Below are 12,613 nucleotides of genomic sequence, written 5' to 3'. Positions count from 1 at the left end.
AACCTTCACCCGGGCCTTGGCCCGGTTGGCAGATCCTTTCTTCGCGACTGATCGCGCTGGTAGCGCTTCAGCGCCGCCAGCGCCTTGCGATATGGCTTCGGGTTCGGGAACTTTACGTTCCGTCCGTACGTGCCACTTGGCAGGGTGGCGTAATCTGTCAGACCCATTGTGAACAACTCCTACGCCGCTTCGAGCTGCTCCAGCAACGCGTCTTGGCGCTCGAGCCATTCAATGAGCGGCTCCCACGTCTCCCGGGCTTCCTCACGTATCGTGACCGTGTTCACCTTATCCTTGACCTCGTCGAAGGAGAACACATAGGCGCTGTCGTTTTCCCTGCAGTATCCCGCCAGGAAGTGGAAATCGCCCTTGTTAAAATTGTTCGACCTACCCTTCCTGTAACGACGGAGGGAGATGTAGGGGAGCCCGGCCTTGTTCTCGGGCTTCTGGGTAACCCGCACCTGAATGAAAGCGACCCTCTGACCGCCGTCCCGGCGAACGTAGACATCCACTACGTCGCCGTCCGCGGTGCACTCCACGACCGTCAGGTTCAGGAGATTGAGCCGACCCTTTACGAAGCATTCCGCGGCGGCTCCAAGCCTGCTCGTGGAGATGTCGTCGGCGATCTTTAATGGCGTGCGGCCCTCGGAATTCAGAGCCTTCTTCGGAGCGACGTAACGCGGAGCCTTCACAATGACATCGCGCTGCTCCTGCTCTGTAAGAGGGTGATCCTTGAGCCAATGGTGTAGGGTCGACTGAGGAACCCCAGTGCGCAGACGGATCTCCTTCATGCCCAGCCTCAATTCGGCCCGAAGCCGAATGACCTCAGGCTTCTTGTCGGTGTGATGGCTCTTTTTCGGCATGTCGGCCGGGTCTCCGTAAACATGTAACTCTGTTTATTGGAACCTAATCCCTGAAGATTGGCAATGCGAATCCTTTAAAAAGTGGACGAAATGTATAAGTACAAGGATTCGGTCGACATTCGGGCGGATGATTTTGGGCGAATCATGGGTTCAGCGTGGTCGTCCGTGCGGCTTCGCTCCCCGAATGCTGCGCCGCGACACACCGCCGGACGCAAGAAAGGCGCCCCGCTCAACAAAACGCCCTTCCGAACGGCTGATGACCGCTTAACGTTGAACTCGGGAGCAGTGACTAAAACACTTCACCGCGACTGACCTGCTGCATGCGGAATTCCAGATCGTATCTGTCCGTTGCCTGGCCTAGGTATATCTCGACACGCTCCCGACGCGTCGGAACGCGAAGGGTGCTGGCGATTTTACGAAGTTGCTGGAACATCCTTATTTCCTTCCATACATGTCTAGCTTCATTTCCCAATTTTAATATCGCGGTGCAACAATGGCAATCTGGCAAACTGGATGGCGGACCGACGTATCGCGCATGGCTCGACGGGTCCGACGTCTCTCGATGTGAAGAGGAATGGTGACCCCGACTGGATTCGAACCAGTGGCCTAGCGCTTAGGAGGCGCTCGCTCTATCCTACTGAGCTACGGGGCCGATGCGATGTTTCTATTCAACTCAAGGATTCGTGTCAACACCGCTTTTGGGATTCGCTAGTTAACGTCTTTCCTGCCCTGAAAGACGGAGGTTCCAGCGTACGGTTCAGATGATCCCGGAGTCCTTCACGATGGCTAGAATGCGGTCCCCGACCTTCGCGACTACTTCGGAGACCAGCTGGTCGGGAATTCGCTCCGTCCACCACATCCAGACAACCACGACGAGACCGAGAAAACAACCCGCGACGGCGGCATCCAGTGCCGCCACAACCAGACGGAACGGCGCGAAAGCGAGAGCCGCGCACTTCTGAGCGACCGACAGAGCTTCAGTCCACCATGGTTTCGATGCGGCCTCGAGGCGGTTGAAGTCCTTCCGGATGCCTGGCGCCGTCGCGGGCTTCCGGACGTTTTTTTTCTGCTGGGCCTGTGCCATGGTCGAGCCTTCCGATATTGAATTCTTCAAAATTGCACACCGAGCGGGGCGTTTTGTCAACGAAACCTTGCTTGATTGGCGCGGCCGCGAGTGCGACCATTTGGGTCGACCATCGAACACACGAAGGCGTATCAATGCTTCGAAATCTCTTCAAAACCTCATGCGTCGCTCTTTCGCTTCTTTTGCCCCTTACTGCGACACATGCCGAGGGCATCAAGCAGGACGAAGTCTGCGTTGTGTTCGATTACTCCAACACGACCAGCCTTCCGTGGTTTCTCGGCTTTTACGCGAGCGACGATCTCATGACGGCTTGGTGCCGGATCCAGCAACTCCCCGGAAACGTGCGCTTCAATGTCTGGTTTCCGCATACCAACGTCCACAAGTCCTGGGATACGAACTTCGATGGACAAACACTTCCCGCCGAGCGAATCGTCGAGCTGGTTCAGGGGTTGCTCCCCCAGTCCGATGGTCCAGTTCTCGACGAGGACGGCATGGCCTTCGCTCGAGTGCTCGGAAACGTCGTTCAGGCGGCGGCGGAAAATACACCCGGACCCGACATCAGGAAACTCGGTTTCGCGGCCAACCATCCGGCAGCGAAGGAACTCATCTTGTGGGAACCGATTGTCCTTCGCGTTCGCCCGGTGGCTCTAATGGGACAGAATTTCACTCTCACGGTCACCCTCAGGCCAAACATCGGTGCCTTCGCGATGGGAATGCAGGGGAGGGCGACGGACATCCAGTTCTACGGAGCCAGGAAGCGTCTTCCCGGAACGGGCATCATGAGCGACTGTTCGGATCAGATCCCCTACTGCGAGCATCTGGCCGATGTCGATCGGGCAACGATACACGCCCCGTGGATTGTCACACGCGTTCATCTGGAAGCCAATGGGGAGAACATGACCGAGACGGCTGTCAATCTTTTCAACAGCCTTCAGGCGCGCTTCGGATCGAGTGGCGGATCGAGCATTAACCGCACCACCGGCGAAGGTGACATGACATTGAGCGACGGGAGAGCTGATCTGGTATTCCGCGCCTATGGCGGCGCCGGAGGCACGAACAGGATCACCATGACCTACGAGGAGGCGAACAAGAAAAACTCGGTCGCCTCGTATTTCGCCGAACAGGCCGAGGAATACCGGATCTTGAAACAAATTCCGGACGAACCCAAGGTTCTTAACCCCGATTCCTCCGGTCTGTTGTTCGGAAACTAGAAGCGCGGCCCCACCGCGGCTGTCCTATCGTAGGACCGTTCCGTCAAGCTCGGCGTCCACATGGCGAAATCGCCGTGACCGCGATATCTCGCGACCTCGCGAACCGTCGAGGCGAAGTAATCGTCATCGGCATCGTGCGCCGGGACTACCCTGTCGAGCGCGATTCCGACCGGGTTTCCGTTGTCCGGCTCATGAAGCAGGACCTCGATCACACCCGGTTTGTCCTCCGTTCGCCCAGCCGTTGAGAAACCGGCGCTCTCAAAGCAGGCTCCTGCCCGAAGCCTGAGCTCCCAGCCCTGAAGACCACGTACACCTCCGCCTCTTTCATCGGGTTTGAAGTTGGTTTCACCCAGACGCGCGGCAATCTCCGGAATGATGTTCGACACGAGATCATGCTCTATCGTTCCAACTCTGGCGTATAGATCCGGCTCTAATTCCTTCGCCTTGCGCGCCAAACGCACGAGATCCGCCGCCAGCCACCTGTCGGAAAGCTCGTAGATGCGCTCGATCTCGTCTGCCATGGATTCGTTCTGCCGACGCGCGGCCGGGGTCATCAATTCGTGAAAGTCCATTATACTCACCTCTGTGAAAGAGGGTTGCATCGCTTTTCGCCTGGCACAAATGCGCATGGAGAAGCGGCCAAAAAAGCGGACGCCAGATCTTGTTGAATTCCATCAAGTATGTGAATTCACGACCGAAATGATGGAGTACGAAGCGGCCAAAAAAGCGGACACCAGATCTTCTGAATTCCGTCAAGCCGTTCAATTTACGACTGAATTCATGAAGTACGAAGCAGCCAAATCAACGATGCCGGATCTTGCGCATCTCTGTCCTGTGAATGACCGAAATCCAGGCCGTCGTAAGGCGGGAGGCGACGAACAACATGCCGAAGATGATTCCCGGGACAGACCTCATGGCGAAGCCGTAGTTTGCAAATCCTTCCAGTCTGATTTCCGGGACTCCGGGTGCATCTGTCAGTACGAAAAATGTTCGTATGGGATCAAACGTGACAAACAGTCGGGCATCCGACCCCGTCTCCAATAGCACACTCACCCCGTTTGTCGCCGCCTCAGAGGCACAAACGACGCCGGGCATTCCGCAAACCTCCTCGAAACGCAGATAGGGCAGGGTGCCAACGACGAAATCGACCACGAGCCGATCCGAAGTCGCGGTCAAGATTGGCGGCAGGATCCCGATCGTTACGACACCGCAAACCAGCAGACCCGCCGCCATGAGGCGTTCCAGCGAAATCGCCGACGGACTTTCACGAAATTGCCGTTTGGCGGCGAAATAAGAGACACCAACCAAGATCATAGCGCTCCACGCATACGCCATGTGCGCCGTGTTTCCGGTCGGCACCTCCCCTAAAGTTCTGGCAATGACGGCCGGAAACACGGAAAGAATCAGGGTAGTGAACTGACGGTCAGGGAAAAGTCCACCAAACACGCATGCCGCAGCGCCGCCCGACACGAGCCAAAACGCCCACACATCCAAACGCATGGCGACAACCCGGTCCGCAGCGCCGCTGGTCAGTTCCGAGACATCGAGAACCATGAGACAGAGACCGCAGAGAGCCAGTGCCGCCATGAGCGAAAAGACCGACCAATCCAGGACATTCCTCTTATCGACGCCCGCCATGAGACCTCTCAATCATTCTCCAGCCGAATGGGATCAGCAGATACAACAGCGAGATCGAAAGAACGCCCGTGTGAACCGCGTAGCCAGATGAGGTCACGCCGCGCCAATCCGCCAGCACGAGCAGAGCTCCGTTCTCCTCCGCCTTGTAGACGCTTACGAAGGTCGATCCGTTGATTTGAGATATACCCTTGATCCGCAGCCTCGTTGTCGACCTTTCCAGATTCTGGTCGTAAAGGATTCCGTAGTCCATAATCGCACTCTCGATGCTCCGTACGACACCCGTGGGGACAGCGTGATCTGACCCAGTACGGACCAAGGCGTGGGTCTCTGAATCGAGTGTGAAGCAGATCCTTCCCGAAGATCGACACAAGGGAAGCAATTCCTCAATCGATCTTTCATCAAGAACGACATCCAACGCACGCCCAGCAGCCTTATTCATCCCGAAATTCGCAAGAACCAGACTGCCGTGAGCGGCGACCTGAACAAAAAAAACGAAGCTGAGCGTCAGGAACATGCCGAAATGCCTTATTCTTAGCGCCATCGAACGGCGACAAACAAAAGACACCAGATGTGCGACCAAGGCGAAGAGAGCGCCGTAAAGCAGCACGTCGTCGACCCGGTCCGCCACCGTTCGCGAACCGTCAGCAGCGAAGGGCGCATCCATCGCCCAAGCGAAGAAGATGGCGGTCACGACGCTTGCGGCCGCGAGATGTCCGGGTGACAGCAACGCCTTCCTCATGACGACGGAGAGTATCCCCACGATAAGGAAAGGAGCGGCCACGACGTGAACGAACCAGTCGTAGACAAAATCCAGCTCATGAAGTCTCAGAACGCTTTCTGCCCCCTGTTCCTCCGGCTCGAAGAAGACGTGAGCGAATGGAGACAGCTCGAATCCTTGTGAAACGAGCGCCGCGCAGAGGCAAGCGCACGCGACGGCCCAATACCCGAAGTCGACGCCTAAAGATTGACAAGCCTGTCTTTTGATCGAATCCATTCCGTTCCTCGAACCTTTTTCGTATCAATAGCTTACAATGCCTACGGAGGAACTGGCTATTCCTATTGCTGCCTCGAATCACGAAAAATCAGGCCGCCGTCACGTCTGGCCGCCTGCGTGCTGTACACAAAGCGCCTTGTGTCGAAATATCGGAGCGCTGCTCGCCGTAGGAACGGCAAGCTTGAGCGCCAGAAAAACATAAGGAATTATACGAAATTCGGCCCGCAAGCCCAATTGCCGGACCACATCAGGCGACGCTAAAACTCTCCCCACACCCGCATCTACCAGCCTCGTTCGGGTTCTTGAAAACGAATCCTCGGCTAAACTTCTCCTCTGCCCAGTCAATGGTCATTCCCGCCACGAAGACAATGGCCAAGGGATCCACGTAGAGCGCCGCGCCTTTTCCGGCCTCGATCCTTTCGTCGTGTGGCCCAGGCGCGTCGGCGTAGTCCAGCTTGTACGACAGTCCTGAACATCCGGAATTCGGGACCGAAAGGCGCACGATCTTGCCTCCTCCTTCGGCGCTGAGTTTCCCGATCCGCTCCGCAGCGGCTTCGGTTAGGTCAATAATAGCCGGAAGCATCGTCATCTCCTTAGTAAATTCCCAACGCGACGCGGCCGATCTCGGACATCATGTCCGGATTCCACGGAACGTCGAACGTAATATTCACCCCGACGTTCGCCGCCCCCTTGGTTCTCGCGGCAGCCTCAGCGACTTCTCCCGGAAGGATTCCTGCAGCCGGGCAGTTCGGCGCGGTCAGAGTCATGAGAATCCCGACATCACCGTTCTCCGAGACGTTGATGTCATAGATCAGTCCCAGATTGTAGACATCGGTCGGAATCTCCGGATCGAAGACGTCCGTAATCGCCTCCGCAACGTCCAGAGGGGCTGGAGCCTGGCCGTCCGCGGTTCCTGCGGATCTGGCCTCATATTGGGCTGCGTCGTTGAACGGACTGGCAACGAGTCCCGGATCGTACCGTTCCGGAGACCCGCCTAATTCCTGCTCGTCCTTCAATACCAGAAACAAATGAAATCCTCCGCCTGGAATTCGATCACGCTCATGAATATATATGTATTTCGCTCAATTCCAAGGAGCGACTTCAGTCAATCAAGGATTCGTAGAAGATGGTAAACTCGATGCGCATAACCCCGGCCGCCGCAGCTAAAATTCGAGAACTCATGGACGCTGACTGTAGGGAGGGGGCCTTCTTCAGGATCGGAGTCAAGGGAGGTGGCTGTCAGGGGTTCGAGTACGAAATGGAAATGGACGACCTCGCGAGGGAAGGCGACATCCGCCTCGAGCTGGACGGAGGCGTTCTCGTCCACGACGATGTCAGCACGCCGTTCCTTTCGGATGCGGTGATCGACTGGAAGTCCGATCTCATGGGTGATCGCTTCGAGATCGAGAACCCGATCGCGACCTCCTCATGCGGGTGCGGCATCTCCTTCTCCGTCTAGTTCGGTTTCCGGCGGATTGGTTAAATCCTCCAGTTCATCCGGGTTCGGCAGGTCTGAGAGCGCGGTTAGCCCAAAGTGCTCCAGAAAATGGTCCGTCGTGACGTAGCTGATCGCCCCTCCACCGCGCGAACGGCGTCTCGAGGCCCTCACGTATCCCGCGTCCATAAGTCCGTCGAGCACCTTCTTCGACAGAACGACACCCCTTGCTCCCTCGATATCCTTGTAGGTCACGGGCTGGTTGATGGCTATGAAGGACAGGGTTTGAAGGGCGGCCGGGGACAGGTGCCTCATCGGGTCGCCCCGGCGCTCCTCGATAACCCTGATGCAATCCGGATCCGGCACAAGAGCGATGCCGTCCTTGGTTTTGCCCAACGTCATGCCGCGCCCCGACCAAAAGGCCTCAATCTCCGAAACGGCGTTCTCGAACATCGGTCCGATCTCGCGGCTCAAGGCCTCCTGCTTCAGCGGCGTGGTGGTTGCGACGAGCAGGGCTTCCAGTTCTAGTTCCAACGCCTTAAGAGACACGCTCCTACTCCGCCACGATTGCTCGAATACCGAGGCCGTGCTTGTTCAGGTACTCGGGCACCCTGATAACCGTCACGGCCACCGTCTGCTCCTGGTTAGTGACTTTGAGCGCGTCCTTGAGGTCCTTCCTGGATGCGCGATAGGAAATAAGCATCGGAAACTCGACCTTCCAAGCGTACCGCCCCATCACGTTGCCGGTCTTGATGATCCGTCCGGGACCAATAGGGACCGCCGTCGTAACGAACTGGTTGCCGATGATCGCTTTGAAGTTTCCGGACAGCCTCATGGCGTCCTGATAGCTCTTCCACCCCATTGTCGTCAGACTGTGACGCGCCTCCTGAAGCTGGGTGCGGTAATTGATGTAGTCGATCGAGTGGAGCCTGGTCATCGCATCGATCGTCCAGTCGATGACGTATTGATCCTCGTGGTTTGGCCTGTCGAGCGGAACGAGCGGCAGAATGCGACCATCGTCCTCCGTCAGGATGTATCCGTATTGCGGAGGTTTTACCCACAAGGCGACGGTCCCGATGCAGGATGCCGTGGCTACGACGAGCACCATGACCATCAGGATGGAAATGTAATGAAGTCTCACGTTGGCGAAGGCTCTCTCGCGCAACTTGGTCGCGATCACGTCCTCCACGTTGGGCCAAGGATTCGGTTTCTGCATCCGTTTGAAGTTCCCTAGTCTACATCTCATTAAATCGTCGCACGAAGCGCATTCTTGGGAAAGAAAAGGTTTCGCCGGCGACTTTCAACCATGTTGAGATCTCAAAAAATGGCAGAAAACAAGGATTAATCTCGTCGAGTTCCGGTTTTTCGTCGGCGCGCTTGTCGTGAGTTCATCGTGAACCTACGATTCCTTATGGGCGCATTTTCCTGCGCCGGTTCTGGAGTCGAACTGACGGAGATTAGTTCAATGCGCAAATTCGTAGAAAAAATCGGCAGCATGCCCCTGGCGCTCGCAGCCATTATGACCGTCATGGTGTCCGAGGCTCGTGCCGAACTCGAAGGAGGTGGCGGCGGAAGCGGCGGAAGCGGCAGAAGCGGCACCATTGGCGATGCCGCCGATGGCCTGATGAACGACATCGGTAATGTCGGCAAGGTCGCCGTGGCCGGTGGTTTCCTTATGGGACTCTTCATGGTCGTGACCGGCCTCATCAAGCTAAAGGCTGCCGCCGAATCCCAGGGCGGTCAGGTCAAGTATTCGGAAGGTCTGTGGCGCGTCTGCGTAGGCGCGGGCCTCGTCTCCATTCCGGCATTCACCGGCATGCTTACCGGAACCTTCGGTTTCGGCGACGCGACAGGCGACATCTCCAATCGCGGCGGCGCAACATTCTAGGACTTGACCAAACAGTCTTCGCTTAGCCCACCGGGGCGGGGTTCCCCGTCCCGGTTTTTCTATGCAGGAATCGAAATGAAAAAGATCATCCCGGCGATTCTCACGCCCCTCCTGCTCACGGCCCAAATCCAACACGCGCACGCTCAGACTATCGGAAGCACCCTTGGGCAGTTTGTCGACGACGTCGGCAATCCGTTCATGATGTTGATCTTCTTTTGCAGTGCTGTGGGTGGCCTGTTCCTGTTCATTAAGGGGCTTTTCAAACTCGCAGAGGCCTCCCAGGAGCGCGGCGGAGGCGGATACGGCTCCGGAGTCGCCTGCATCCTCGCGGCGGCCATCCTCATTGCGTTGCCCGATGCGGCCGGAATGGGAATGAAGTCCTTGTTGGGCGATGTTCGCGGTGGCGGAACGCTCGGCGGCGGAGGCCTCGACTACAACGACAGCATGACGGATTCCGGCACTTTCCTAGACCAGCTCATGAATGGCACCAACAGGAATGTCAAGGCCCCCGAAAACTGTCTCGACGCGTCAGCCCCCATGACCTGCGTTGCGGAAAACCTTGCAAAAAACATCGTCCCGATGGCCGTCTACGTACTGTTCGCCCTAACGTTCCTCGTCGGTTTCCTGGGGTTCGCGGCAACGATATTCAAGATCGTTCAGTCAAACGACAGACGAGAGACGACGGGAGGGCACTTCGTCAGGTTGGCTCTCTGTGCTCTCCTCATGAACTCACCCTTTCTCCTGACACTCATCAACACGACCATCGGCATTACCGATAGCCCCATCACGGCTGGAGGGTTGATTTCCAAATCGTCCTTGCTCGAATATTCGGTCTCCAACGAGAGTGAAACGCTGGCGCAATACGCGGAGCTGGTAACCCATTCTTTCTGGATTTTGGCATTATTCGGAGCCTGGGCCTTCATTCGCGGGATCGTGATGATGAAGAGTGTATCTGAACAAGGTAGTCAAGGCGGATCCTATGCGATGGCCGGGGTCTTCATCGTCGGCGGCGTGTTGATGGTGAACATGAAGTTTTCGATCTGTCTGGTTGTCAATACCATCGGATACGACACCGCCTTTCCGGGATTCTGCACTTAAGATGTCGCAGTTTTCGAAAAGAAGTGCAGTGCCCGCTTGCCCTGTGAAGTACGCGATCTCCCTTTCTAGGTTGCTCTGAACGAATAGGCCGTGAGAAGCAACCACCTCCCAACCCTCTTTCATTTGAACTGTGCGCTGGAAACCCCGTCCTTTTGGACGGGGAAGACATCATTTCCACCGCAACCAGGATAAACCCCGAAACAGGGGTGGTTTTCGACATTAAGGAAGTGGATGGTATGGACGAGGAAGGCATGGAGGTCCAAACCTTGAGTAGGGGATATGTCGTCTCCCTTATGGGCACTGGCGAGTTCGAGGTCGAACGTAAGAGAATGAAACGTCGCGGACAGACTTCCCGATATCGTGGAAGTCCTAGAAGCATTGCCAACCGCAACGTCACCGAGGTTTTAACCAACCTCCTTGATCACAACCGTTTCGCCGCAAGGATTGCAATCTGATCCTTCAGGCCCGTCTTTTCGCAACCTTCTCGATAATGTCCTCCGGAACCTCCGTCTGATCAAGTAAGTCCTGAAAGTACTTTTCGATGATGTCGTCCACGAGCGGGTCGGCTCCCGGCTCCCGGTCGGGTTTCGAATCCGTTACCGCATTCTGATCGGTCTCGGTCTCGGTCTCGGTCTCGGTTTGCATGCTTAATCACCTTGCGGTCGGGCTTTTCCAGTCTCAAACGGCCGCCGTTTCAACGACCCCATCCCGAGTAAGGTCGTTGGCGATCTTCCATTGAGCCAAGTCCACGATGTCAGCCGTCCAGTTCTTTACCGGGACCCTTGTCGTCCATTCAATGCAGGCTACATTCAATCCTTGCTCGGAAAAAGCGCTCATTCCCATGGATTCGATAATTTCGGACCTCAGGAAACCGTTGTAAGGGATTTTTAGGTCGGCGCACCAATGGGAGTTACCATCTTCAATCTTGAGGAAATCGATACTTCCAATGACGAGCGACTTTTTGTCGAGATCGATGGAGACGAGATGGCTGGCATCCTCCTCGGTCATTTCCTCCGGGCCAGAGAAGACGAAGCGACCGACCATCTCGCGTACGTTGATCCACCCAAGTCCGGCGAGAACGGACTCCGCCGAAACACATCCGGGGCGCTGGAAGGACGCTCCGTCGGTCATCTCGACCCTGAAACGCGGTGCTTCCTCCTCCACGACGGCCTTGCAAACCGCGCTTTCCAGAGCGGAATCCAAGGATTCGAACGCCCCCTCCAGCACGCTCCCCAACACCGCGCCGTCATGACTGCCCTTCTTGGGCCGGCTCACGAGTACCCACGGGCCGCCCTTGATGCTTTCGTCCTGCAAGACCCTGTAGACAATCGGGTCTTCAATCGATGCAGCTTCGAACGATCCGTCGTTGCGATGGTGAACGGTGAATGTGGACATGGCTGACTCCGCTTAAGGTTTCGATCTGCTTATCAAGGATTAATTCATTCAGTCAACAAAATACTGAAGGATTCGCTATTTCATTCTCGATTGGCGCGCACGAATCCTGCTTTTCCTGAGTTTCCCAAACGGCTCCGGAGCGCAGGGACGGCCCGACTCCCTCTCGACAACCTTGGACAGGATTGATATCGCGCGCTTGTCCGAAAGCAGCTTCTCTAGTCCCCAGTGAACGGGAGTTGGCACGCCCTCCAGAGGCGCCCAGGCGTATCCGTCGCTCTCTGCGGTTCTCTTAGGCATGAACTCGTCGTCAACGACCACGCAAAAGGTGTCAAACTGAAAAGCCGAGGTTGTCATACGATGGACGTGCTCCGGGAATTCAATGATCTCCAGCCCTGTCTCCTCGCACAGCTCCCGGCGTGCGGTTTCTGAAGGGTTCTCGCCTTGTTCCGTCTTTCCCGCCCAAAGGCTCCATTTGCCCGCCGCGGGAGCGCCCGCAGGCCTTCTGCAAAACAGGAAACGACCCGTCCTTCTGGACAGAACGAGGCACCCGGCCGCCTTCTTCTTCCTTTTTCTCCTCGAGATCTCGCGCGTCACGGAGCCACCTCGCGCAAGACATCGTTAAGCCCCACAAAGAGCTCGCCGTGATCGGGCGTCGCCTCGATGATGCCAACCCCAGTGGTGAGTACGAGGGCCGCAATGATGGCATACCTGCAAATCTGCCTAACGTAGTGCGGAATGACCGCTATGAAGAAGGAGAGCACGCACCCGGCCGCCGGACTGAGCATGACAAGGTGATGCACCTCCATCTTCTCCGGATACACGAGGAATTCGACAAGGTCGTTCCTGTGTTTCTCGATTTCTTGAAGGAGCATGTTCCCGCCGTTCTTAAGGATTCATAATTCGAATCCTACTAGCCGGGTAGGGGGTGGTCAATAATCCGGGAGCGCGGCACCCCCACCAGGGAGAGACCAAGAGCGCACCTCGCGCAGCGCGGTATCAAGATTTACTCC

General features: G+C 56.6%; 20 protein-coding genes and 1 tRNA gene. 5 read left to right on the top strand and 16 right to left on the bottom strand.

Annotated elements, in window-relative coordinates; all coding sequences use genetic code 11:
* Nucleotides 1-5: 5 nt before the first annotated feature.
* From E1297_RS08380 to E1297_RS08360, 5 genes are all read right to left on the bottom strand, one after another.
* A complete protein-coding gene (locus tag E1297_RS08380) occupies nt 6-167 on the bottom strand; it encodes a hypothetical protein (protein ID WP_155136492.1) in 162 nt (53 codons plus the stop codon).
* 12 nt (nt 168-179) lie between these two features.
* Nucleotides 180-860: a group I intron-associated PD-(D/E)XK endonuclease gene (locus E1297_RS08375; protein WP_155136489.1), complete on the bottom strand. Its 681-nt coding sequence runs from the start codon at nt 858-860 to the stop codon at nt 180-182.
* A gap of 289 nt (nt 861-1,149) precedes the next feature.
* Complete coding sequence (locus tag E1297_RS08370; RefSeq protein ID WP_155136486.1) at nt 1,150-1,293, bottom strand: DUF3563 family protein; 144 nt, start codon at nt 1,291-1,293, stop codon at nt 1,150-1,152.
* A 142-nt stretch (nt 1,294-1,435) separates the two neighbouring features.
* Nucleotides 1,436-1,512, bottom strand: a tRNA-Arg gene (locus E1297_RS08365).
* A 105-nt stretch (nt 1,513-1,617) separates the two neighbouring features.
* A complete protein-coding gene (locus E1297_RS08360; RefSeq protein WP_155136483.1) occupies nt 1,618-1,944 on the bottom strand; it encodes a hypothetical protein in 327 nt (108 codons plus the stop codon).
* A 134-nt stretch (nt 1,945-2,078) separates the two neighbouring features.
* On the opposite strand from E1297_RS08360, the gene E1297_RS08355 reads away from it, so the two are divergent.
* Nucleotides 2,079-3,155 (top strand): hypothetical protein, encoded by a 1,077-nt coding sequence (locus E1297_RS08355; protein WP_155136480.1) that lies wholly within the window; start codon nt 2,079-2,081, stop codon nt 3,153-3,155.
* Here E1297_RS08355 and E1297_RS08350 read toward each other — a convergent pair.
* The 5 genes from E1297_RS08350 to E1297_RS08330 all read right to left on the bottom strand — a co-directional run bounded on the left by E1297_RS08350 (nt 3,152) and on the right by E1297_RS08330 (nt 6,815).
* The gene (locus E1297_RS08350; RefSeq protein ID WP_155136477.1) at nt 3,152-3,727 is read right to left on the bottom strand and encodes a hypothetical protein; all 576 of its coding nucleotides are present in this window, start codon (nt 3,725-3,727) and stop codon (nt 3,152-3,154) included. The two genes, E1297_RS08355 and E1297_RS08350, sit on opposite strands and share 4 nt — an antisense overlap.
* A 229-nt stretch (nt 3,728-3,956) precedes the next feature.
* Nucleotides 3,957-4,793, bottom strand: a complete 837-nt coding sequence (locus E1297_RS08345) for a hypothetical protein (RefSeq protein ID WP_155136474.1) — start codon at nt 4,791-4,793, stop codon at nt 3,957-3,959.
* Nucleotides 4,777-5,787, bottom strand: coding sequence for a hypothetical protein (locus E1297_RS08340; protein ID WP_155136471.1), 1,011 nt, complete (start codon nt 5,785-5,787; stop codon nt 4,777-4,779). Before E1297_RS08340 ends, E1297_RS08345 begins: the two co-directional genes overlap by 17 nt.
* 247 nt (nt 5,788-6,034) lie before the next feature.
* Nucleotides 6,035-6,370 (bottom strand): iron-sulfur cluster assembly accessory protein, encoded by a 336-nt coding sequence (locus tag E1297_RS08335; protein ID WP_155136468.1) that lies wholly within the window; start codon nt 6,368-6,370, stop codon nt 6,035-6,037.
* A gap of 10 nt (nt 6,371-6,380) precedes the next feature.
* On the bottom strand, nt 6,381-6,815 hold the full coding sequence (locus E1297_RS08330; protein WP_155136465.1) for an iron-sulfur cluster assembly protein: 435 nt from the start codon (nt 6,813-6,815) through the stop codon (nt 6,381-6,383).
* Nucleotides 6,816-6,913: 98 nt separating this feature from the next.
* Between E1297_RS08330 and E1297_RS08325 the strand changes: the two genes are divergently transcribed.
* Nucleotides 6,914-7,246: an iron-sulfur cluster assembly accessory protein gene (locus E1297_RS08325; RefSeq protein ID WP_209015705.1), complete on the top strand. Its 333-nt coding sequence runs from the start codon at nt 6,914-6,916 to the stop codon at nt 7,244-7,246.
* Here the strand turns inward: E1297_RS08325 and E1297_RS08320 are convergent.
* Nucleotides 7,214-7,771, bottom strand: a complete 558-nt coding sequence (locus E1297_RS08320) for an SMC-Scp complex subunit ScpB (protein ID WP_155136462.1) — start codon at nt 7,769-7,771, stop codon at nt 7,214-7,216. The genes E1297_RS08325 and E1297_RS08320 overlap by 33 nt on opposite strands.
* Before the next feature lie 4 nt (nt 7,772-7,775).
* Nucleotides 7,776-8,438: a DotI/IcmL/TraM family protein gene (locus tag E1297_RS08315; protein WP_196223250.1), complete on the bottom strand. Its 663-nt coding sequence runs from the start codon at nt 8,436-8,438 to the stop codon at nt 7,776-7,778.
* Nucleotides 8,439-8,687: 249 nt separating this feature from the next.
* Here E1297_RS08315 and E1297_RS08310 point away from each other — a divergent pair, with 249 nt between their 5' ends.
* The 3 genes from E1297_RS08310 (at nt 8,688) to E1297_RS08300 (ending at nt 10,663) form a co-directional block, all read left to right on the top strand.
* Nucleotides 8,688-9,110: a hypothetical protein gene (locus E1297_RS08310; RefSeq protein ID WP_155136456.1), complete on the top strand. Its 423-nt coding sequence runs from the start codon at nt 8,688-8,690 to the stop codon at nt 9,108-9,110.
* 75 nt (nt 9,111-9,185) lie between these two features.
* Nucleotides 9,186-10,208 carry a hypothetical protein gene (locus tag E1297_RS08305; RefSeq protein WP_155136453.1) on the top strand — a complete coding sequence of 341 codons (1,023 nt, stop codon included), beginning with the start codon at nt 9,186-9,188 and terminating at the stop codon, nt 10,206-10,208.
* 152 nt (nt 10,209-10,360) lie between these two features.
* Nucleotides 10,361-10,663 (top strand): hypothetical protein, encoded by a 303-nt coding sequence (locus tag E1297_RS08300; RefSeq protein WP_155136450.1) that lies wholly within the window; start codon nt 10,361-10,363, stop codon nt 10,661-10,663.
* A 4-nt stretch (nt 10,664-10,667) separates the two neighbouring features.
* Here E1297_RS08300 and E1297_RS08295 read toward each other — a convergent pair whose 3' ends face one another.
* The 4 genes from E1297_RS08295 to E1297_RS08280 form a co-directional block, all read right to left on the bottom strand.
* Nucleotides 10,668-10,853 (bottom strand): hypothetical protein, encoded by a 186-nt coding sequence (locus tag E1297_RS08295; RefSeq protein ID WP_155136447.1) that lies wholly within the window; start codon nt 10,851-10,853, stop codon nt 10,668-10,670.
* Between the two features lie 33 nt (nt 10,854-10,886).
* Nucleotides 10,887-11,603: a hypothetical protein gene (locus E1297_RS08290; protein ID WP_155136444.1), complete on the bottom strand. Its 717-nt coding sequence runs from the start codon at nt 11,601-11,603 to the stop codon at nt 10,887-10,889.
* Nucleotides 11,604-11,678: 75 nt separating this feature from the next.
* Nucleotides 11,679-12,197, bottom strand: coding sequence for an NUDIX hydrolase (locus tag E1297_RS08285; protein ID WP_155136441.1), 519 nt, complete (start codon nt 12,195-12,197; stop codon nt 11,679-11,681).
* The gene (locus E1297_RS08280) at nt 12,194-12,475 is read right to left on the bottom strand and encodes a hypothetical protein (RefSeq protein ID WP_155136438.1); all 282 of its coding nucleotides are present in this window, start codon (nt 12,473-12,475) and stop codon (nt 12,194-12,196) included. Before E1297_RS08280 ends, E1297_RS08285 begins: the two co-directional genes overlap by 4 nt.
* Between the last annotated feature and the right edge of the window lie 138 nt (nt 12,476-12,613).

This window comes from Roseibium sp. RKSG952 (assembly GCF_009711355.1).
The sequence above is the reverse complement of the archived record's forward strand: the minus strand, read 5'-3'. Positions and strand labels throughout refer to the sequence as shown.

Excerpts from the sequence above, each read along its gene's own strand:
- E1297_RS08335 (WP_155136468.1), bottom strand. The coding sequence starts at position 6,370 with ATGCTTCCGGCTATTATTGACCTAACCGAAGCCGCTGCGGAGCGGATC.
- E1297_RS08290 (WP_155136444.1), bottom strand. The coding sequence starts at position 11,603 with ATGTCCACATTCACCGTTCACCATCGCAACGACGGATCGTTCGAAGCT.
- E1297_RS08345 (WP_155136474.1), bottom strand. The coding sequence starts at position 4,793 with ATGGCGGGCGTCGATAAGAGGAATGTCCTGGATTGGTCGGTCTTTTCG.
- E1297_RS08295 (WP_155136447.1), bottom strand. The coding sequence starts at position 10,853 with ATGCAAACCGAGACCGAGACCGAGACCGAGACCGATCAGAATGCGGTA.
- E1297_RS08370 (WP_155136486.1), bottom strand. The coding sequence starts at position 1,293 with ATGTTCCAGCAACTTCGTAAAATCGCCAGCACCCTTCGCGTTCCGACG.
- E1297_RS08315 (WP_196223250.1), bottom strand. The coding sequence starts at position 8,438 with ATGCAGAAACCGAATCCTTGGCCCAACGTGGAGGACGTGATCGCGACC.
- E1297_RS08305 (WP_155136453.1), top strand. The coding sequence starts at position 9,186 with ATGAAAAAGATCATCCCGGCGATTCTCACGCCCCTCCTGCTCACGGCC.
- E1297_RS08325 (WP_209015705.1), top strand. The coding sequence starts at position 6,914 with ATGGTAAACTCGATGCGCATAACCCCGGCCGCCGCAGCTAAAATTCGA.
- E1297_RS08380 (WP_155136492.1), bottom strand. The coding sequence starts at position 167 with ATGGGTCTGACAGATTACGCCACCCTGCCAAGTGGCACGTACGGACGG.
- E1297_RS08350 (WP_155136477.1), bottom strand. The coding sequence starts at position 3,727 with ATGGACTTTCACGAATTGATGACCCCGGCCGCGCGTCGGCAGAACGAA.
- E1297_RS08310 (WP_155136456.1), top strand. The coding sequence starts at position 8,688 with ATGCGCAAATTCGTAGAAAAAATCGGCAGCATGCCCCTGGCGCTCGCA.
- E1297_RS08280 (WP_155136438.1), bottom strand. The coding sequence starts at position 12,475 with ATGCTCCTTCAAGAAATCGAGAAACACAGGAACGACCTTGTCGAATTC.
- E1297_RS08360 (WP_155136483.1), bottom strand. The coding sequence starts at position 1,944 with ATGGCACAGGCCCAGCAGAAAAAAAACGTCCGGAAGCCCGCGACGGCG.
- E1297_RS08375 (WP_155136489.1), bottom strand. The coding sequence starts at position 860 with ATGCCGAAAAAGAGCCATCACACCGACAAGAAGCCTGAGGTCATTCGG.
- E1297_RS08355 (WP_155136480.1), top strand. The coding sequence starts at position 2,079 with ATGCTTCGAAATCTCTTCAAAACCTCATGCGTCGCTCTTTCGCTTCTT.
- E1297_RS08340 (WP_155136471.1), bottom strand. The coding sequence starts at position 5,787 with ATGGATTCGATCAAAAGACAGGCTTGTCAATCTTTAGGCGTCGACTTC.